The organism is Streptomyces sp. NBC_01224 (assembly GCF_036002945.1).
Taxonomy (GTDB): Bacteria; Actinomycetota; Actinomycetes; order Streptomycetales; family Streptomycetaceae; genus Streptomyces.
In genome coordinates this window covers 8,970,061-8,988,999 of sequence record NZ_CP108529.1, presented here as the reverse complement: position 1 = coordinate 8,988,999, position 18,939 = coordinate 8,970,061, and the positions used below count along the sequence as shown (strand labels likewise).

Below are 18,939 nucleotides of genomic sequence, written 5' to 3'. Positions count from 1 at the left end.
GTCCGCGGCAGGCTTCAGTCCGCGCTCTCGCAGATCATTTCCAAGAGCGCGGAAGCTTTTCCCATCACCTCGAGTGCGGCCTTGTTCCGTGCCAGGTCCCTCTGCAACCGCTCCACCTGCTGCCGCAGCTTTTCGTTCTCCACCTCCGCGGCGGACTTCTTCGCACGGGCCGGGCTGGTCCGGCGGTCGACCAGGTTTTCCAGGGCCCCGGCGTCCCGGGCGGCCCGCCATTCCTTGACATGCGAGTGGTAGAGCCGTTCCCGGCGCAGGACCGCACCCTTCTCGTTCCTGGGCGCGGCGTCATACTCGGCGCCGATCCGCAGCTTGTACTCCGAGGTGAAAATGCGGCGCTTCGGCCTCGGCGCCGGCTCGGACCCGACAGGCTCTGTGCTGGGCATAAGGGACGGTTCTCCTGTCGTGCCCTCTCAGGCCAACCCCGCAGAACGGGATGTCTCACCCAAGGCTGACAGAGAGGGAACTCACAACATAGGACACCGTCGGAGAGGGAGAGGGCGCATCAGAGATCCGTAAGTGGCGTATGGAATACGTCAGTGCTGATTCTCCTCCGTACGTGGGCCGACGCAAGATCTGTCTCGGCCTCGAAACCGGGGCCGAGCGAACACCCGGGCGCGGCGGAAACCGCTGCCGGGGAAAAGGAGTGGTCATGTCGTATTCCCAGGCCGTAGAGCCGTTGAAGCGTGCGGAGATCTCCAAGCGTGCCGCGCTGAGCGTGGCGGCGCTCGCCGTTGCCGGAGGGGCGTTCTTCGTGCCGTCTGTCGGGGATGCCGCCGCGTCCCCGACCTCGGACCAGAAGATCGAGGCCGGGTGCGGGGATTGTTACCCCGACGTCATGTGATCGGCTGACCGACGCGCACGCGAGTGCGCGCAAGCGCGTCCGGGACCCGCCGGTGCTCACACCGGCGGGTCCGCTCAGAGAGGGACGGAACAATGGACTGGCTGGAACGGTGCGTACCGAACGTGGAGCAGCTCCTGGGTACATATTGGCGGAAGGAACCGGTGCTTCTGCGGCCGCAGGACCCGCCGTTGGAGGTGCTGGCACTCTCGGACGTGGATGCGCTCCTCGACGCGGGGCTGCTGCGCGTTCCGTATGTCGGCCTGTACACCGCGCAGGGGAGCATCGCCGACGAGCGTTTCTGTCCGACGCGCGTCATCACCGGGAGCCCTGCCCAGGGGTACGTTGATGCGGCGGCGGTCCGACGACTGATCGATGAGGAACGGGCGACCCTGCAGTTCCGTTACGTCGACCAATGGCATCCCCCGGTGCGTGAACTCACGAGGGGCGTTGCCGAGCGACTTGGCCGTCTTGTCGAGGCGTTCTTTTTCCTGAGTCGTCCCGGCCGCCGAGGTCCGGTGCATCGGGACGACGGGGACCTGCTGGCGATCCAACTCAGCGGTGCCAAGCACTGGCAGGTGTACACGGGTCCGGCCGACGGCGACTGGGCGCCGGTCCGCGAGGAGAATCCGGGAGCGCCACTGCTGGACACGGTGCTTGAGGCCGGTGAAGTGTTGTACGTGCCCAGAGGTTTCGCGTACACCGCCGCGGCCGTGGGCGACTCCTCGTCGGCTCATCTGACAGTGGTGGTGAGGGAAGCCGGTGCGGAGCATCTGCGCACGGCTCTCCTGACGGGGATCGTCGACGGCCTGGCTCTGCCGGGCCGTCCGCTGGACGATGACACTCTACTGCGCACCGCGGCCGACCTCCTGGACCATCTCAGCGCGCAGCTCGACGCAGTCACCCCGGATGATGTCATCGGCCGGGCACGACCGCGTGCGTACAGCAACCGTCAGACTGTCTGATCACGCCGACGGCATGGAACATGGAGAGGCAACGATGGACCCGCTTGCACGATTTGTGGATGACGAGCAGGCTTTTCATCACACCCTGTGGCGCCGCACACCCGCCGTATTGCATCCCCGCACACCCCCGATGGAGATGCTGACGGTTGCCGAGCTGGACAGGATCCTGGATGCAGGTCTCCTCACCACCCCTTACGCGACGCTCGTGCAGGAGGACGGTCCTGTACCGGAGGAGCGTTACTGTTCCCCCCGTGTCGTCCTGGGCGGGATCGACAACCGCTACGTGGATGCCGGGGCGGTGCGCCGACTGATCGGCAAGGAGGGAGCCACGCTCCTTCTGCGGTACGTCGACCAGTGGCACGCAGGCGTGCGGGAACTGGCCAATGGGCTTGCGGAGTGTTTTCAACGCCAGGTGGAGGCGTTCTTCTTTCTCACCCCGCCAGGGACGCACGGCCGTCCTGTGCACCGCGACGACGCCGACGTGCTGGCCGTGCAGATACACGGCTCGATGCGGTGGCGTGTGTATCCGGGACCGCCCGGCGGGAACTGGCAGCCCGAGCGCGTGGACGGCGACCCGGGGGATCCGCTGCTGGACGTGGTTCTGCGTCAGGGCGAAGTCCTCTACGTACCGAGGGGGTTCGCGCATGTGGCCGATGCCACCGGGGGGAGCGCGTCTGCTCACCTCTCGTTCACGGTCCGCGAGGCCGGCTCCGCCCACTTGTACGCCGTTCTTGAGGCACTCCTGCTGGACGGCGACGGACTGCCCGACCGGCCCAACGACGACGCAGCGCTGACCGTGGCCGCGAACGACCTCATCGCACATTTTCACCGCACGCTCACCGGCCTCACGCCAGAAGAGCTGGTACATCTGGCCCGGAGCGCGATGCGCCGCGAACAGCACACCACCGAGGGTTCTTTGAGCGCACTGCTGGGCTGACCCGGTTGTGAGGGCGAGGCGAGAGGGGAGGCGGAGGCACTGGCCTGGACCCGGGTGCGCGGCCGGCTCGCGATGCGGGCGACGAGACGCTCCGCGCTGGGCGCGTGTGTCATCGCAGGTTCATCTGTGCTTACCAGACGTATTGATCACGAGCATTGCTGACACTGGTGGGCCTTGAACGTGGCGAAGGCACTCCGGTGTGGTGGACGGTGGTTCCGGTGCTCGCGGCCGGCGAGCGTGAAGAAACCCTTGGAACGCAGCACCTGCAGCATGACCCAGCCAGACTCCGCCGTCAGGTCATAGATTCCGTACGGGATCGCCTTGCCGAGATCGGCGTCGGGGAAGTCGTGAGTGCGGACCTGGACCGGAACGCCCTCGCGATGCCACTCACGTCCGGCGTTCTTGTAGTTCCCGACCGGCTCCTTCTTTTTCGTGTCGACGCTCACCAGCGGGTCTCTCGCGGCCTGGAACTCCTTGGCCTGCTCGTTGATATAGCGGAACTGCTCATCCCTGTCGGGATGGTAAACGCTCAGGGCGTCCGGCCCGCTTCACCCCCGTGCAGATCGCCGAGACCCAAGCGCTGGCCTGCCAGTTACCCGCCGAGACCGGTCAGGTCACTAACCCGGCGTCCCTGCTCCGGGAGCTCTGGGGCTCATGACGCGGCGCACCGACACTGCGATCGACCTGCCTGGACGTGGTGGCTCGAAGTACCCCCGTCGGCCCCGCAATCGAGCAGCTGCCCTGTGCCGCAGCACACGCGCCGCAGGGCCGTCGGAGTGAGGTCGGCGACGGTGGGATAGCCGTCCACGGCCGTGATCAGGTCCGCCTCCGCGAGCAGCGCGCGCAAGACGTGCACGGCGCCGTCCGTTCCGCCGAGGGCCAAGCCGTAGGTGTAGGGGCGGCCGACGCCGACGGCAGTGGCGCCCAGAGCGAGGGCCTTGATGATGTCGGCGCCCGAGCGCACTCCGGAGTCGAACAGGACGGGGAGCCCGTCGGCAGCCTCGACGACGCCGGGCAGGGCGTCGAGCGCGGGCAGCCCGCCGTTGGCCTGGCGGCCGCCGTGGTTGGAGCAGTAGACGCCGTCCACGCCGAGGTCCTTGGCGCGCCGTACGTCGTCGGGGTGGCAGATACCTTTCAGGATCAGGGGCAGCGTGGTGAGCGAGCGCAGCCAGGGCAGATCGTCCCAGGTGAGCGGGTGGCCGAAGATCCGGGACCAGGTGAGGGCCGTCTCCCTCGGGTCGTCCTGTCGTCCATGGGGCAGCAGCGCGCGGAACGCGGGATCGCTGGTGTAGTTCGCGAGGCAGTGTCCGCGCAGTTGGGGGAAGTTGGAGGTGGACAGATCCCGCGGGCGTCAGCCTGCGATCCAGGTGTCGAGAGTGACGACGATGCCGGCGTAGCCGGCCTTCTCGGCCCGGTGGACGAGGCTCTCCGCAAGCGCCCTGTCCCTGGGCGTGTAGAGCTGGAAGAAGCCCGGTGTGGCACCGAACTCGGCCGCGACGTTCTCCAGGCGGTCGGCGGAGAGAGTCGACGAGATCATGGGCACGCCGGTGCGGGCGGCGGCGCGGGCGGTCGCCAGGTCGCCGTGCCCGTCGCGGGCACAGATGCCCAGGACGCCGACGGGAGCCATGAATAGCGGGGAAGGCAGCCTCATGCCGAAGAGGTCGGTGGACGGATCGCGCCGTTCGGCGCCGACGAGCATGCGCGGGACAAGCCCCCAGCGCGCGAAGGCCGCGCTATTGGCACGCTGCGTGTGCTCGTCGCCGGCTCCCCCTGCCACGTAGGACCACACGGCAGGAGGCATGGCGTGCCGGGCACGTTCCTCCAACTCGGCGAAGCCCATGGGGTGTTCCGGAAGAATGCCGGAGAGGCCGTTGAGGTAGACCTCGTTCTGGTAGGAGCTGTACGGCTCTCGGTGACCTGCGGGATGGGACATGGGTCGGGGCCTCTCTTGGGTAACTATGTGTGGGTCAGGACCAGGTCGGGCGCCCGCTGAGGTACGTCGCCTCAACACGGATCTCCTCCTGGAAGCGGTCCGGGTTCACGGTGCGAGGGTCCCTGGTCAGGACGGCGAGGTCGGCGCGCATGCCCGTGCGGAGCATGCCGATCTCGTTCTCGAGGTGGAGCTGCCACGCGGGGTTGGCGGTGACGGCGCGTAGGGCCTCCTCGACGGTGAGGCGCTCGTCGGGTCCGTGGACACGGCCGCTCGGGTGGCAGCGGCGCGTGATCGCGGTGGCGATGCTGGAGAGAGGGTCGGTGGGCGAGCAGATGCCGTCGTTGTGGAGCGAGACGCGGTGGCCGGCGTCCACCGCGGACCGTGCGGCCATCCAGCGGGCGGCGACGTCCGGGCCGAACAGGTCGTCCGCCAGTACGTCTCCCCACCACCGCACGTGGTCCATGAACAGGCTGACCGTCGCGCCGAGCCGGGCGGCGCGACGGTACTGGTTCGCTGTGACGGCGCCGCAGTGTTCCAGGCGCGGTCTCAGTGCGCGCAGCCGCTCGGGAGCGGTGGCGGCCGCCTTCTCGTAGGCGGCCAGGACAGCCTCGAAGGTGACGTCCCCGTGCACATGGCACGCCACAGAGAAACCTTGGGCGGTGAAGGCGACGGCGAGGTCGGTGAGTTCGTCGGGCCCGTAGTTCATGGTGCCGTGGGCACAGTGGTCGAGGCCGATGCGTGCGGTGGCGTCGTTGTCCTGGAAGGGGAAGCTGGTGGCGATGCTGCCCTGCCAGGGGGTGCCGTCGGCCCAGAGCTTCATTCCGGAGATGCCGAACATGTCGTGGGCGGGGGCGTGGCCGGCGAATCGCCGGTCGGGATCGGCGGCAAGGTCTGGGGTGCCCATGACGTAGGCGCGCAACCGGACCTCGGCGTCCGGGTGTTCGGCGGCGGTGCGCAGGGCGGACAGCAGCCGGGGTTCGGCGGCCATCTCGGTGACCGTGGTGATGCCGACCCGCGCGTGCCGGCCGAAGGACCACCGGAGGGCGGACTGGATGTGGTCGTCGTCCAGAAGGTCGTTCGCGACGGTGTTCATCAGCGCGATGACGGCCGCGCTTTCGTGCGCCTCGCCGGTGGGTTCGCCCTGCGCGTCGCGGACGAAGCGGGCTCCTGACGGGTCGGGCGTGGCCGCCGTAATACCGGCGGCGAGCAGGGCGGGGGTGTTTCCGTAGGCCGCGTGACCACTGTTGGAGACCACCACGAGCGGGGTGTACGGGCTGATCTCGTCGAGCACCACACGGGTGGGCAGGGTGAGATCGCGCTGGAGCAGCAGGTCGATCCCGTACGCGCCCACCGGCCGGCCGGGTGCCGATGCCACCGCCGCGCGGATCTTCTCGTAGACCTCCCGCCCGGTCGGCACGGTGAAGGGGCGGACGTCCACGGCGGGCGGCGCGATGGCCAGGCCCATGATGGTCGGGTGGCCGTGTGCCTCGACGAACCCCGGCAGCAGGGCCCGGCCCTTGAGGTTCACGACGTCGGTGCTGGAACCACACAGGGCGAGTACGTCGCGGGTGGTTCCTACGGCGGTAATGATGCCGTCGCATACGGCGAGGGCCTCGGCATCGGGGGCGGCGGGGTCCATGGTGAGGACCGGGCCGCCGGTGAAGATTCGTTCTGCGGTGTCGGACATGAATCCTTCTCCTGATCGTTTCCGTGTGCTCGGCGCCCGGCCGCCGCTGTCAGGGCTTGGGCGGGGTGAGCCACGGTGCGGCCGCCATCAGGAGGTAGCGCACGCCCAGTTCGACGGTCGGGTCCGGGATCGGCGCGAACAGTGGCGAGTGGTTGTGCGGAATCTCCGGCGGGATTCCGTCCTGGAGGAGGTCGACGCCCTGGAAGGAGGCGGGGTCCAGTCCTCCGAACGTCCAGTACACCGACGGTGCGCCGAGCCCGGTTCCGAAGGCTCCGAAGTCCTCGCTTCCGGTGAGCGGTTGGTGCAGGTCGATCACGCGGTCCGGTCCGAGGGTGGTCCTGAACATGGCTTGGACACTCGCGGTGGCCTCGGCGTCGTTGACGGTCACCGGAAAGCCGTTGATGACGGTGATCTCCGGTTCCTGCGGCGCGGCGGAAGCGGCTGCTTCGGCGCGGACGACCCGCTCGACCGCATCCAGGAGTTGGCTGCGCACCGCGGGCGTGGCACTGCGGATGTTGATCGTGAGATCGGCCGTGTCGGGAATGACGTTCTCCCGGGTACCGGCGTGCAGCGATGCGACGGTGACGACGGCCGACTGGTCCGCCGCCACTTCACGGGCGACGACCGTCTGCAGGCGCATCACGACCGCGGCGGCCATCACGACCGGATCCACGGTGGCCGCCGGGGTCGATCCGTGCCCGCCCCGGCCGTGGAGGCGGACGGCCAGACTGTCCGACGCGGACATGAACGGCCCGGAGCGGGTGGCGACGAGACCCGCGGGAGCGGGGGCCACGTGCTGGGCAAGGCAGACGGCGGGGCGGGGGAAGCGCTCGGCGAACCGGTCGGCGACCATCGCCGGGGCCCCACCGACCTCCTCCGCCGGCTGGAACACCGCGACGACCGTGCCTTGCCAGGCGTGCCGGTTGGCGGCCAGCAGCGCGGTGGCCCCGAGGAGGCAGGTGACGTGCACGTCATGGCCGCAGGCGTGCATCACGGGCACCTCATCGCCTGCGGCGTCCACCGCGGTGCGGGTCGACGCGTACGGCAGGCCGGTCGCCTCCCGCACAGGCAGCGCGTCCATGTCCGCCCGCAGCAGGACAACCGGTCCCGGCCCGGAGGCGAGGACACCGACGACACCCGTGCCGCCGACGCCCTCGGTGACGGTCCAGCCCTGCTCGCGCAGCCGGGCGGCGACGATCCCTGCGGTGCGGAACTCCTGGTGCGACAGCTCGGGGTGGGCATGCAGATCGCGATAGAGGGCGTGCAGTGCGGGCAGCCGGCGGTCGAGGCCGGCGAGGAGAGCGGAGAGTTCGGCGCTCACGAGGGCTCCTTCTCGGTGACAGTGAATGTGTCCGCCACACGCGTGCGGTGGCGGACGGCGGCAGAAAAGCACTCCGTGTCCTGCGGGGTGGCAAGGGCCATGACGGCCGCGATGACCGGGCCGAGGGCCAGGACGGCGAACGCCGCTTCGAACGACACCGCATCCGCGATCACGCCCAGTACGGGCGGCACGACCATGCCGGCAACCTGCCCGCCGAGGACGACGACAGCGCTGCCGACGCCGACCAGCTCAGGGGCGAGGCTGCGCAGCGGCACGGCGAAGATCGGCATGTAGCACAGGGACACGGCGAAGATGGCGATCGTGCCGAAGGCGATGGCGCCGGTCAGGCTGGAAGAGAGCGCCATGAGGCACAGTGCCGGTGCCGCGACCGACATGGCGGGCACGATCACCTTGCGGTGGTGGCCCTCGAACCGGTCGGACAAACGCCCACCCAGCAGGGTGCCCACTGCGGACGCGAGGGAGGGCACCGCCACCAGCACACCGGCGGAGGTGAGGGAAAGCCCGCGTTCCGTGCTGAGGTAGGACGGTATCCAGGTGCTCAGCCCCCACATGACGGCGGCGTACCCGAAGAGCATCAGGGAGAAGCGCCACAGCACGCCCATGCGCAGAACATCCCCTACCCGGACGCCGCCCGCGGTCCGTACGACGTCCTCGGTGCTCTCCCGGGGAGCGGGCAGCCACAGCCGCACCGCGCAATAGACAAGGACGCCTGTCCCGGCGGCCAGGACGAACGCCCAGCGCCAGCCGACCACTGCCGCCAGAGGCGGTACGGCCAGCGGCGCGACGACCGAGGCGATGGAGTTGGAGCTCATGATCAGCCCCTGGGCGCCCATCCGCTCCGCGCGCGACGTCCGCTCGACCAGCGCCTTCATGGACGCGGACGGGAAAATGCCCTCGGCCGCCCCGAAGACGAAGCGCACCGCCAGCAGGGCGGTGAATGACCAGGCCAGGCCGGTCAGCGCGGTGAAGAGCGACCAGGCCAGCAGCGCCCAGCAGGTGACCCGCTTGGCGCCGAACCTGTCGGCGAGCATGCCGCCGGGTATCTGGCAGGCGGCGTAAGCGACGAAGAACACGGAGACGATCAGTCCCTGCTGTCCTCGGTCGAGATCGAACTCGTCGCCGATCGTCGGGAGGATCGTGGCGATGGCGAGCCGGTCGACGTAGTCGATGAACCACGCCGCGAACAGCAGGACCACCGTGGTCCTGAGCGGGGCACTCATGGTCGGCTTCGTCGAGGCGGAGGGGGAACGGAGGAAGGGCATGGTGAACCTCTCTGAGATGGCCGCGACACTGCGGGCCTCTGCGATCCCTGGTCCGGTGCAGGCCGGTCACGGGGCGCTGCTCGCGGCGGCCGCGATCCGGACCGTCGGGCCGGGCGGGAGCTGTCACGACGACCCGCCCGTGGGGCCTCACGGCCGTCAATCAGTCGAATAGGTCCGGCTGATCCTCGGTGATCTGGTCCCACAGGGGCCGGAGCTGGAACCACCCCGACAGTGGGGTGCCGATCTGTTCGCGCACCTGGAGCGCGGTCTCCCCGTCGATGAGGTACGGGGTTCCGGCCGCCATGGCGAGCAACTGGGCCTGACAGGAGCGTTCCATCGTGATGAACCACCAGGCGGCCTCGGCGACACTCTGACCGACGGTCAGCAGACCGTGGTTGGCGAGGATGACGGCCTTGTGAGAGCCGAGCGCCGCGCCGATCCTCCGGCCCTCCTCCGTGTCATTGACGACACCACGGAAGTCCTCGTAGAGCCCGTGGTCCTCGAAGAACGCGCAGGCGTCCTGCGTGATCGGGTCGAGGCGGCGGCGCAGTGCGGAAAACGCCTTTCCGTGCACGGAATGGGCGTGGGCCGCGGCGACGGCGTCCGGGCGGGCCTTGTGCACCTCGGAGTGGATGCAGAAAGCGGCACGGTTGACCGGATGGCGGCCTTCCACCACATTGCCGGCGTGGTCGACCAGGACGAGGTCGGAAACCCTGATCTGGCCGAAGCCGATCCCGAAGGGATTGACCCAGAACCATTCGGGATTCTCCGGGTCTCGTGCCGTGATGTGGCCCGCCGCCCCCTCGGAGAATCCGAACCTGCCGAAGAGCCGGAACGCCGCGGCCAGTTCCTGCTTGCGGTGCAACCGCTCCTGCTCCACCGAGTCGAACTCTGGCGGGAGCATCGCCTGAAATCCCGGCGGCACGGGCCCGATGCCGGTATGCGGTGCCGTGGCGAACATCTCCATCGCTGGCCTGCTCCTGAGCGCCGAACGAGAGGCGCCCGAACGCAACGCGAGCTGCATCGAATGCAACCCCAAACAGATACGATCCCGTATGGGATACAGGATTGCATCCCATACGATGCTGTATCGTGAGGCGAGTCACGCAGAGGTGTCAATGGCCGGGGAGGAACAAACTTGCCGAAGGGACCCACGAAGCGCCGCCCGCAGACGACCGCGCGGCTGCTGGAGGCAGCTCAGGAGACATTCGCCGAGCGCGGCTTCTACGGCTCGTCCATCGAGGTGATCTGTGAGCGCGCAGGGCTGACGCGCGGGGCGTTCTACTCCAACTTCCGCACCAAGGAAGAGTTGTTCTTCGCACTGTTCAACCTGCATGCGCAGCGAGTGATCGACCACCTGACCCAGGCGGTTGACGAGCTGGACACGGCCGACGACCCGCTACGGACGGTGCTCAGGCGGATGAACACCGTCGACGAGACCGAGCGCCGCTGGTACCTGCTGTCCACTGAGTTCACTCTGCACGCCATCAGGCACCCCGCCACGGCCCGCACCCTGGCCGAGCACGACCGCCGCCTCCGCGAGGAGATCGCCCACCTCCTCGCCCGCCTCTTCGACCGCCTCGGCCGCAGACCGACCGTCGACCTGGATTCCCTCGCCCGCCTCACCACGGCCGTCCACGAGGGCGCTCTGGCCCAAAACCTCGTCGAACCAGACCAGTTGGCCTCCGAGCAGCTGGCCGTCACCTACCTGCCGATGCTGATCGACACCGTCTCCGAGCCTGTGTCTCCGAAAGTTTGAAGGAAGCCGCGATCCCGCGGCGAATCCGTCCTCGGCCTCGCGGCGACCCACGCGCCGCGCGGCTTCGCCATGCCCGACACCTACGATCCCGAGTCCGGGCAGGCGTGGACTCGGCTCGCTGTTTCAGTGCGGGTTGTCCGCCACGGTGTGGTCCAGTCCCAGGCGTTGTGCGTCGCGCTCCGGGCGGATGCTGGTTATGGCGAGCAGGCCGGTGATGACCATGACGAGGGCAGCGATGAGGAAGGAGTGGTGTAACCGGAGGCCGGGGTGTCCGCGGCGTCGATGAGGTGGCCCGTGAGGTGGGGCGCGCCGAGGCCGAGGAGGGTGCCGGTGGCGGCGACGATGCCGAAAGGGACTCCCGCCGCACCCACCAACAGCGCCGGCAACTCCTGCGCGAAGCCGACGTACCCGAGGAACACCTCTCCCGCCTGCGCTCCCCGATCGGCCTCGGCGCCCACACCCCCTGGCGGCCGCACAGGGCGGCGGCGAGGGCGGCGGGAGGACGGCATGCAGCCTTCAACAGCTCGATGTGCGGGCCGGTAACCGCCGGATCGCCCACTTGCAGTACTGCAAAGTTCCGCGCCTTTCGTTGAACAGCTTTGGACGGGCCGGGCGTAGGTATCGCCGCATCGCAAATGGGCCAGGACCAGCAGAGCTTGACGGCCGGCACGACACGGCGCCACCGGGTCCCGATCTTGCGGCGGTGAGCGGCGAGGTGGCGCATGTGTGCGCTGGACAGATCGATCGCCGATGGGCAGACAAGCACATGAAGCTCCTGGTCGGCACGGGTGATCTTGGTCGTGAACCCGTGCCGACCAGGAGCTTCATCAGTTCGTACAGTCCACCAACCGCCAGGCCATGCCGTCAGGTTGGAAAGTACTCACTGGGACGTGAGGTTTCAGAAGAATCTCCCGAAACGCTTCTGGCCTGCGGGGAGCTCGCATAGGGCCGTCTCGGTGTCAGAAGCGACCCCGGTTTGGGTAGCGCTCTGGATACCTTCGAAGACCGCGTCGTCCACAACGCCGGCAGGGTCGTTGTCACCGAAGTCGAACCGTGCTCCCTACCCCGCCGGTCCTCGAAGAGGTCGTGCAGGTACCGTTCAAGGCCCACGCCGCCCCTGTACGTCCCCAGGGCCTCCAGCACAAGCGGATTCCCGGCCTGCAGAGACGGCACCCGCTGCTTCAGGTTCACAGACGTTCCTATCTTCGCGACGCCGCTGCCGCGCTGCCCGACGACGTAGACCTTGCCGTGCGGGAGCACAGCCCGACACGGTGGAGGGTGAGGGGCAGCCGATTCCGCACCTGTGTGCGCGGCTCCCGACCGCCTCCGTCACCCGCCCGCGGCACCTCGGATCGCTGCGAACCCGGCCGAGGCGGTGCGGTAGTTGGTGGTTGCCGAGCGCGAAGCCGAGAAACGGGCATTGACCCGCCCCAAATACGGTCGGCGCCCTTGACGGGGAATGGAGTTCCACCACTATCCTTGCGGGCAGAATATTGGTCTAGACCTCTTGGAGCCCTGATGGGAAGACGCGTTATCGCTCTGAGCGCATGTCTCGCACTTGCAAGTTCCATGGCCTCCGGCGCACTGGCTCAGGGCCCCGTGGCCTTTGCCGCAACATCGCAGCAGGACCCGCACGCCACCGCCGAACCGCTGCCGCCCGTCTCCCCCACGCCCCAGTCGCTCACCCGCTCTGGCCGCGATGTCACCGTGACCGGCCGTGTGCTCCTCGTCGCCGACGACGCCACGGACGCGGCAGCGCGTGACCGCCTCGTCCGCGAGCTCAGGAAGCACGGCGCCGACCGGGTCGACATCGTCACGCCCGGCAACGTCCCCAAGGCCGCCGCAGGCCTGCTCACCGTGCGGATCGGCCCGGCCGCCCGGCCGGACGTTGCCGAGGCGCTCGGCAACGTGGCCGCCCCGGACCGCGCCGAGGGATACGCCCTGCGGGTCAACGCCAGTGAGCGGGGAGCGCAGATGGCCCTGGGCGGTCACGACGCCACCGGCCAGTTCTACGCCGTGCAGACGCTCCATCAGCTCTTCGTCCGCGGCGACGACGGCTGGAAGATTGCCGGCGCGCAGGCCGTCGACTTCCCGTCGATGCCGCTGCGCGGCACGATCGAGGGCTTCTACGGTCAGCCCTGGACGCTCGCCGAGCGGCTGGATCAGATGGACTTCTACGGCGACATCAAGGCCAACACCTATATCTACGCGCCCAAGGACGACCCCTACCACCGCGACAAGTGGCGCGACCCCTATCCCACCGACAAACTCGACGAACTGGGCGAGCTGGTGAACCGGGCCTCCGCGAACCACGTCCGCTTCACCTTCGCCGTCTCACCCGGCGGCTCGATCTGCTACTCCGACCCCGACGACCGCAAGGCCCTCAAGGCCAAGCTCCAGGCCCTCTACGACCTGGGCACCCGGTCCTTCTCCATCCCGCTGGACGACATCAGCTACACCAGGTGGAACTGCGCGGCCGACCAGGCGGCGTACGGCCAACCGGGACGCACCGCGGCCGCGAAGGCGCAGGTGGATCTGCTCAACGACCTCCAGCGGAACTTCATCGCCACCCATGAGGGCGCCCGGCCGCTGCAGATGGTGCCGACCGAGTACGGCGACCTGACCGACACCACCTACAAGCAGACGATGCGGGCCACCCTCGACCCCGCGGTCGTGGTCATGTGGACCGGCACCGACGTCGTACCGCCCGCGATCACCAACGAGCAGGCCGACGGCGCCTCCAAGCTCTTCGGCCGCAAGGTCTTCGTCTGGGACAACTACCCGGTCAACGACTACGGCAACACCAGCGGCCGGCTGCTGCTCGCCCCGTACGACAAGCGCGAGGCGGGACTCTCCGAGCACCTCTCCGGCATCGTCGCGAACCCGATGAACCAACCGTACGCCAGCAAGATCGCGGTCTTCGGCGCCGCGGACTTCACCTGGAACGACAAGGCGTACGACGCGAAGGCGAGCTGGGCGCGCGCCATGGCCTACCTCGCGGGCGGTGACCGCCGGGCCACCAACGCGCTGCTCGTCTTCGCCGACCTGGAACACCTGGCCCCGACCTTCGGCACCACCCCCTGGCAGTCCCAGGCACCCGAACTCGTCGGCCGGCTAACCGAGTTCTGGAAGGCATGGGACGCGGGCGACCGCACCAGTTCTGTCAAGGCGCTGCGCACCTACGCGAACGAAATCGAGGACGCCCCGGCCGCCATCCGGGCCGGATCCGTGGAGCAGGGCTTCGCTGCCGATGCCAAGCCCTGGCTGGACGCCACCCAGCTGTGGGGCATGTCGATGGTGAAGACACTGGACGCGCTCGCAGCCCGGCAGGCCGGTGACAAGGAGAAGGCCGAGGCACTGCTCGCCGACTCCGAGGCTCTGCAGAAGCAGGCCCGGGCCGTACGGGTCGATCCGGCGCGCAACACCTGGGGCAAGGCCCAGCCCAAGGTCGGCGACGGGGTACTCGACTCCTTCCTCATCCAGGCGGACATCCGGCTTCAGCTGTGGGATGCCGCGGGCGGCTCGGAGAACCTCGCGCTGAAGGGCACGGCGAGCGCATCCAGCGTCGAGCAGAACCTCGACCGGCTCTCGGCCCGGTACGTCAACGACGGTCAGCTCGGCACTCGTTGGGCATCCGGCTACAGCGACAACGAGTGGGTCCAGGTGAAGCTCGCCGCCCCCGCCGAAGTCGCAGCGGTAACCCTCGCCTGGGAGGGCGCCTGCGCGACCGAGTACCAGATCCAGACGTCCCTGGACGGGACCAACTGGAGCGAGGCGGCCACCCGGCACCCCGACAGCTGCGGCAATGACGTGATCAAGATCAACTTCGACAGTGCGGTGCAGTATGTCCGAATACAGGGCGTTAAGCGGAAGACGACCTGGGGCTACTCGGTCTACGAGATGGGCATCTACGGCTCGCCCGCGGCGTGATCCGGCGGTAGCCGCCAAGACGTAGTCAAGAGGCAGGAGGGCGGTCCGCCCGAGGCGGACCGCCCTTTTTTCACCTCGTGATCCGTCGTCGGCGCCGCGGTGTGCGCGGCAGGGCGGCGGCCGGTCTGGCCTTCACCCGGCTGCGCCGCGCGGAACTCCCGCCCTGACCCGGGCCCGTATGTTCCGGGACTTGTCCGGCGGATCAGGGACAGGTCCATGCACCGAGAATTCCGGCAGCGGGTTGCCGCCCGCTGCCGGCGAGAGCTATGCCTTGCCCCAGATCTCCCTCGAAGTGCAACTGGGACTTGGTACGTTCAGGCGTATGACGCTGCGCTCGGTGGATCTACGCAAGGAACCCGTGGAAGCCGTACTGAACCGTGTGGAGCGGTCGCTGGGGGTGTGCCTGGACCAGGAAGACGGTGGTGCGTAAGCGCCGGTCTCTGGGCGCGAGTACGGACCGCGATACGTGGGTGCGCATCGCGCGGCGCGGACTCGACCGGATCGGGGTCCAGGGCGGGGACGGCACCGCGTCCGCTGAGGCCCTGCTCAGGATCACGAAACCGGCCTGGCTCGCCGGCGTCGCGTGGCGGGACGAGACGGAGGCGGTTATGTGGCGGGCGGACGAGACTGCTGCCGGGGCCGCCGGTGGGCAGCGCCGTGCTGGCGGAGGTTCCGCAGCTGTCCGATGAGTGGTGAGCCGCGCTGAACACCTCCCTGGACGCCCTCGCCGCACAGCACACCAACCGCATCGCGACACCGGACACCGAGACCCTCACACACGAACTGGTCACGAGAACGGTCCACAGCGTCTTCCCCGGCATCGATACGGCCGTGAGGTTCTTCCAACTTGGTCGAGCAGCCCACGAGTTGGACGGCTCGGTGAAACGACGAAGTTCCTGGTAGACGATGTCACGTCCAAGATCCACCGCGCTGCCTGGAGCTCCGCGTGCTTGTCTACCCGTCCTCGATCGACCTGCCCAGCCGCAACCTGCGGTACCTGACCGGGCAACTCACTTCCCGGCGCCAGGAGATCAGCACGCGGCGGCGCCGTCGGACAGCCAGCCGCCAGGCCCTTCTCGCCCTGGCTCATCTGCGGTGCGGTGACACCTACGCCCAGCTCGCCACCGGGTTCGGCATCGGGATCGCAACGGTCTACCGCTACATACGCGAGGCCGTCGACGTCCTGGCCGCCCTCGCTCCGACCTTGGCCGAGGCGATGATGACAGTCCGGACGAAAGCATTCGTCATTCTGGACGGCTTGCCAATCGACCGGATCGCCGCAGATACGCCCTACTACTCGGGCAAACACAAACGACATGGCATGAGCGTCCAGGTTCTGACCGATCCGTTGGGGCGGCTGCTGTGGGCTTCGCCCGCCCTGCCCGGTTCGACTCACGGCCTGAAGGACTCAAGTGCTGGGCGGACAAGGTATACCAGGGCGCCGGCCGTCCCGTCCGCGTCCCGCTCCGGGGCCGCCGCCTCAAGCGGTGGCAACGGCGTCACAACACCACCCACGCCAAGAACCGCTGCGTCGGCGGGCAGGCCATGGCCACCCTGAAGGGCTGGCGACTTCTCCGCAAGCTCCGCTGCAGCACCAACCGAATCACTGACATCGTGGAGGCCGTCACGGTCCTTCACCGCACATCATGCTGAGGTTGGAAGAACCTCAATGTCCGGCAGGTCACCCGGATCGGAGCAGGGTGGCTGCAGGCATCTGGTGTGCTGGCGCACACATTGTTCCACTGCGGTGCCGAGGTTCTGCCACAGGTGAAAACGGTCAGCGCCCTGGACTGCCTGTAGGGCCCCGACGCGGGCGCCTTCGGCGTAGGAGCCGGCGCGATCTCGGCAGATCACCTCGATCCCAGGATGCTCACGCAGCCATGTGGCCAGGGTCTCGGCGTCCCGGCCTGGCAGCAGGCCGAGTGGTTTGCGGGTCTCGCAGTCGATGAACACGGTCCCGTAGTGCTGCCCGCGGCGGGTGGCGAAATCACCGACCCCGAGCACCTTGGGCACTTCCCAGGAGGGATCAGGAAGCGCCATCGGCAGCCGCAGCAGCGTCGTCCGGCTGACCGCACTGTGCAGAACCACGGCCAGCAGGGCTCCCGCCCGACCGGCGAGTGCGACGGCCACGGCCTCCAAGGTCCGGCGCGAAGCAGGCGTCCGTCTCCCGTACCTGAACGTCAGTCCCGCGACCTGCTCGACGAACGTACGACGCTCGCACCGGGCGTTGTCGCAGTACAACCGCCGCACGGTCAACTCGATCCGCACCGGCTGGTCACCGACCGGAGTATCGGCCAGCCGACGCTGGTAGCAGTTGTGCACACGATTCGACGGACACTCACAGTCGGGGCACGGCGCAGTGCCATCGAGGGTTCTCACAACGATGTGCACCACTGCGCACTCTGTGAACACCCGCTCCATCAGAACCGCGCTCAAGCGGCAGAAGGTTGAAAGCCACACCCGACGCCCCTGGGCGGGCCAACCATACGAAGGGCTCGCCCGGTCCCGTGGAAAAACATAGGGAAGGTTGACCTCGCCGATTCGATCCCTACGACATCGACCGGCTCGACTGTGTGTCTGTCTCTTCGAGCTGATACAGCTCGGGCACGGAGACCTTGATCGGCTCTTGGGTGGTCCGAGCGATCACGACGACTGCGGGCTCATTCGGGTCGGGGTTCTCCTCTCGGTGCGGGACGAACGGGGGGACGAGGAAGAAATCGCCTGGGTCGGCGGCGAGCCGTACCTCCTGTGTGCCGTCGTGGTAGACGAACACGGGGTGACCGCTGACCACGTAGATACCAGCCTCCGAATCGCCGTGATGGTGGTTGTCCGTCGAGCTCAGCGGCGGGTTCTCCACCAGGCCCATCCAGAGCTCCTTCGAGCCGACCCTGCCTCCGCTGATAGCGGCGTAACCGTCCAGTTCGCCAGATGCAACGTGGTGGACGCGGTTGTTGATCGGCGCGCGGTCACCAGAGTCCGGTGCGGGCCCGGCGCCTTCATGGATAGTCATTGTGCAGCCTTTCGGTTTCGATTGTCTTGACCGGAACCAGACTGCAACTCCCGTACTGAAGCAGGCAATTACTCTTGCTGTTCCGGCAAAGTGCACGCTTCCGGCACATGGGAATCCGATCAGACTTCGATGGCACACGCTCCACACGCGATGGCACAGGACAGTCGGCGCTGCGTACGGCGCGGCCGGGGTCATGGTCGGGGCCGTGGTCGCCCCGACCATGACGGCCCGGGTCATTCCCCCCGGCCTGGGCGACGACCTGACCCCGTTCGCCGCCGAGAAACCTCCCCTTCATGAAGCCGTCCTTCGACACCATGACCACACCGGCCCTCATCGTCGCCGGGGACAACGACCAGTCCCACCTGTCCACCCGCGGACCGGACTGGCTCACCGACCCCTACAGCTACAGCCCGGCAAGCAAGAGCCTGCTCAGACTGCTCGCAGCCGAGCACTCGCTCGGAGGAATCCCCGGATACGAGGTCGCCGAGACGACCGACGAGAGCCGCGCACGCATCGCCCTGATCCAGCACCTCACCACGGCCTTCCTGCACAGCGCCCTCCGTCCCGAGGACACCAGCTGGAAGGCGGCGGCCACCGCACTGGAGGAAGACCCCGACCCGCTGGGGAAGCTCCAGAGCAAGTAGGCGAACCTCACCAGGACTCGGCGCCCTGATACGGCCTCTTGAAAGTGCTTGGGACCGCGCTTTCGCGGCCGCCGCGCCCTCCCGGCAGTGGTCAGGGGTTGTTCTGGGCGACGGCGGCGCGGATCTCCTGCGCCATCAGGGCAACCGAACCGCGTTGCACAGGCGCCGGGCTCGGCTCGCCCCAGACCTCATGCAGCGCGGCGCGCATCCGGTCGTTCATGGCATCGTTGATAACGGTGCTGCGCTCCTCGGGCACCTCGCGGGTGTCCGATACGACGACCATGGTCCCGTGTCTGGTGCCGATCATCCCGATCGTGGTGGCCTTCCAGCCGAGCTGCCGGGCTGCTTTGCGCATCGCGGCCCGGATCAGCCCCGGCGCGAAGGAACTGACGATGGTCTCGTACGCAAAAGACCCCCGCTGCATCGCTATGGCCGACGTCCTGGTGCCGCTGCTGCGCCGCACCTGCCCCGAGAACGGCGGCGGCTGCAACGGTTCGTACCAGGTGAACCTGGACGATGAGGTCGCGGGTAACCCGCTCGGCCAGGACGACGGGGTCGTTCGCTGTCCATTGGTGTGCTGTGCCGAGCGCGTTGTCGTCCTTGGCTCTGGACGTGCT

At 68.3% G+C, this 18,939-nt stretch carries 15 protein-coding genes and 6 pseudogenes; 8 read left to right on the top strand and 13 right to left on the bottom strand.

Going from position 1 to position 18,939, the window contains the following annotated elements; all coding sequences use genetic code 11:
- Nucleotides 1–14: 14 nt before the first annotated feature.
- Entirely contained in the window at nt 15–398 is a 384-nt protein-coding gene (locus OG609_RS40685) for a hypothetical protein (RefSeq protein ID WP_327277390.1), read from the bottom strand.
- 266 nt (nt 399–664) lie between these two features.
- Between OG609_RS40685 and OG609_RS40680 the strand changes: the two genes are divergently transcribed.
- The 3 genes from OG609_RS40680 (at nt 665) to OG609_RS40670 (ending at nt 2,755) form a co-directional block, all read left to right on the top strand.
- Complete coding sequence (locus OG609_RS40680; RefSeq protein WP_327277389.1) at nt 665–856, top strand: hypothetical protein; 192 nt, start codon at nt 665–667, stop codon at nt 854–856.
- Between the two features lie 92 nt (nt 857–948).
- Complete coding sequence (locus tag OG609_RS40675) at nt 949–1,818, top strand: JmjC domain-containing protein (RefSeq protein ID WP_327277388.1); 870 nt, start codon at nt 949–951, stop codon at nt 1,816–1,818.
- A 34-nt stretch (nt 1,819–1,852) separates the two neighbouring features.
- The gene (locus OG609_RS40670) at nt 1,853–2,755 is read left to right on the top strand and encodes a JmjC domain-containing protein (RefSeq protein ID WP_327277387.1); all 903 of its coding nucleotides are present in this window, start codon (nt 1,853–1,855) and stop codon (nt 2,753–2,755) included.
- 272 nt (nt 2,756–3,027) lie between these two features.
- Here OG609_RS40670 and OG609_RS40665 read toward each other — a convergent pair.
- From OG609_RS40665 to OG609_RS40640, 6 genes and pseudogenes are all read right to left on the bottom strand, one after another.
- Nucleotides 3,028–3,276 (bottom strand): annotated as a pseudogene (locus OG609_RS40665) (ISAzo13-like element transposase-related protein); the annotation flags it as partial.
- Between the two features lie 233 nt (nt 3,277–3,509).
- A pseudogene (locus tag OG609_RS40660) lies at nt 3,510–4,688 on the bottom strand (alpha-hydroxy-acid oxidizing protein); the annotation flags it as partial.
- Nucleotides 4,689–4,722: 34 nt separating this feature from the next.
- Nucleotides 4,723–6,375, bottom strand: a complete 1,653-nt coding sequence (locus OG609_RS40655) for an amidohydrolase (protein WP_327277386.1) — start codon at nt 6,373–6,375, stop codon at nt 4,723–4,725.
- Between the two features lie 49 nt (nt 6,376–6,424).
- Nucleotides 6,425–7,696, bottom strand: a complete 1,272-nt coding sequence (locus OG609_RS40650; protein ID WP_327277385.1) for an amidohydrolase — start codon at nt 7,694–7,696, stop codon at nt 6,425–6,427.
- Nucleotides 7,693–8,937, bottom strand: a complete 1,245-nt coding sequence (locus tag OG609_RS40645) for an MFS transporter (RefSeq protein ID WP_327277384.1) — start codon at nt 8,935–8,937, stop codon at nt 7,693–7,695. The genes OG609_RS40650 and OG609_RS40645 overlap by 4 nt, the downstream gene beginning before the upstream one ends.
- A 202-nt stretch (nt 8,938–9,139) precedes the next feature.
- Complete coding sequence (locus tag OG609_RS40640; RefSeq protein ID WP_327278355.1) at nt 9,140–9,940, bottom strand: class II aldolase/adducin family protein; 801 nt, start codon at nt 9,938–9,940, stop codon at nt 9,140–9,142.
- A gap of 177 nt (nt 9,941–10,117) precedes the next feature.
- Between OG609_RS40640 and OG609_RS40635 the strand changes: the two genes are divergently transcribed.
- The gene (locus OG609_RS40635) at nt 10,118–10,738 is read left to right on the top strand and encodes a TetR/AcrR family transcriptional regulator (RefSeq protein ID WP_327277383.1); all 621 of its coding nucleotides are present in this window, start codon (nt 10,118–10,120) and stop codon (nt 10,736–10,738) included.
- A 194-nt stretch (nt 10,739–10,932) separates the two neighbouring features.
- Here the strand turns inward: OG609_RS40635 and OG609_RS46525 are convergent, their stop codons facing one another.
- From OG609_RS46525 to OG609_RS46515, 3 genes and pseudogenes are all read right to left on the bottom strand, one after another.
- Nucleotides 10,933–11,196, bottom strand: coding sequence for a hypothetical protein (locus OG609_RS46525; protein ID WP_442818105.1), 264 nt, complete (start codon nt 11,194–11,196; stop codon nt 10,933–10,935).
- A 150-nt stretch (nt 11,197–11,346) separates the two neighbouring features.
- A pseudogene (locus OG609_RS46520) lies at nt 11,347–11,504 on the bottom strand (IS5/IS1182 family transposase); the annotation flags it as partial.
- A gap of 98 nt (nt 11,505–11,602) precedes the next feature.
- A complete protein-coding gene (locus OG609_RS46515) occupies nt 11,603–11,998 on the bottom strand; it encodes a GIY-YIG nuclease family protein (RefSeq protein ID WP_442818043.1) in 396 nt (131 codons plus the stop codon).
- 309 nt (nt 11,999–12,307) lie between these two features.
- Between OG609_RS46515 and OG609_RS40625 the strand changes: the two genes are divergently transcribed.
- From OG609_RS40625 to OG609_RS40615, 3 genes and pseudogenes are all read left to right on the top strand, one after another.
- A complete protein-coding gene (locus OG609_RS40625) occupies nt 12,308–14,668 on the top strand; it encodes a beta-N-acetylglucosaminidase domain-containing protein (RefSeq protein ID WP_442818042.1) in 2,361 nt (786 codons plus the stop codon).
- 322 nt (nt 14,669–14,990) lie between these two features.
- Nucleotides 14,991–15,502, top strand: a pseudogene (locus OG609_RS40620) (hypothetical protein); the annotation flags it as partial.
- A 112-nt stretch (nt 15,503–15,614) separates the two neighbouring features.
- Nucleotides 15,615–16,321: pseudogene (locus OG609_RS40615) on the top strand (transposase family protein).
- On the opposite strand, the gene OG609_RS40610 reads toward OG609_RS40615, so the two are convergent.
- Nucleotides 16,313–17,089: an ISL3 family transposase gene (locus tag OG609_RS40610; RefSeq protein WP_327278353.1), complete on the bottom strand. Its 777-nt coding sequence runs from the start codon at nt 17,087–17,089 to the stop codon at nt 16,313–16,315. The pseudogene OG609_RS40615 and the gene OG609_RS40610 overlap by 9 nt on opposite strands.
- A gap of 127 nt (nt 17,090–17,216) precedes the next feature.
- Nucleotides 17,217–17,678, bottom strand: a complete 462-nt coding sequence (locus OG609_RS40605; RefSeq protein ID WP_327277382.1) for a cupin domain-containing protein — start codon at nt 17,676–17,678, stop codon at nt 17,217–17,219.
- Between the two features lie 244 nt (nt 17,679–17,922).
- Between OG609_RS40605 and OG609_RS40600 the strand changes: the two are divergent.
- A pseudogene (locus OG609_RS40600) lies at nt 17,923–18,322 on the top strand (chlorophyllase); the annotation flags it as partial.
- Between the two features lie 91 nt (nt 18,323–18,413).
- On the opposite strand, the gene OG609_RS40595 reads toward OG609_RS40600, so the two are convergent.
- On the bottom strand, nt 18,414–18,812 hold the full coding sequence (locus OG609_RS40595; protein ID WP_327277381.1) for a hypothetical protein: 399 nt from the start codon (nt 18,810–18,812) through the stop codon (nt 18,414–18,416).
- Nucleotides 18,813–18,939 lie beyond the last annotated feature (127 nt).

Excerpts from the sequence above, each read along its gene's own strand:
- OG609_RS40685 (WP_327277390.1), bottom strand. The coding sequence starts at position 398 with ATGCCCAGCACAGAGCCTGTCGGGTCCGAGCCGGCGCCGAGGCCGAAG.
- OG609_RS40680 (WP_327277389.1), top strand. The coding sequence starts at position 665 with ATGTCGTATTCCCAGGCCGTAGAGCCGTTGAAGCGTGCGGAGATCTCC.
- OG609_RS40675 (WP_327277388.1), top strand. The coding sequence starts at position 949 with ATGGACTGGCTGGAACGGTGCGTACCGAACGTGGAGCAGCTCCTGGGT.
- OG609_RS40670 (WP_327277387.1), top strand. The coding sequence starts at position 1,853 with ATGGACCCGCTTGCACGATTTGTGGATGACGAGCAGGCTTTTCATCAC.
- OG609_RS40655 (WP_327277386.1), bottom strand. The coding sequence starts at position 6,375 with ATGTCCGACACCGCAGAACGAATCTTCACCGGCGGCCCGGTCCTCACC.
- OG609_RS40645 (WP_327277384.1), bottom strand. The coding sequence starts at position 8,937 with ATGAGTGCCCCGCTCAGGACCACGGTGGTCCTGCTGTTCGCGGCGTGG.
- OG609_RS40640 (WP_327278355.1), bottom strand. The coding sequence starts at position 9,940 with ATGTTCGCCACGGCACCGCATACCGGCATCGGGCCCGTGCCGCCGGGA.
- OG609_RS40625 (WP_442818042.1), top strand. The coding sequence starts at position 12,308 with ATGGCCTCCGGCGCACTGGCTCAGGGCCCCGTGGCCTTTGCCGCAACA.
- OG609_RS40610 (WP_327278353.1), bottom strand. The coding sequence starts at position 17,089 with ATGGAGCGGGTGTTCACAGAGTGCGCAGTGGTGCACATCGTTGTGAGA.
- OG609_RS40605 (WP_327277382.1), bottom strand. The coding sequence starts at position 17,678 with ATGACTATCCATGAAGGCGCCGGGCCCGCACCGGACTCTGGTGACCGC.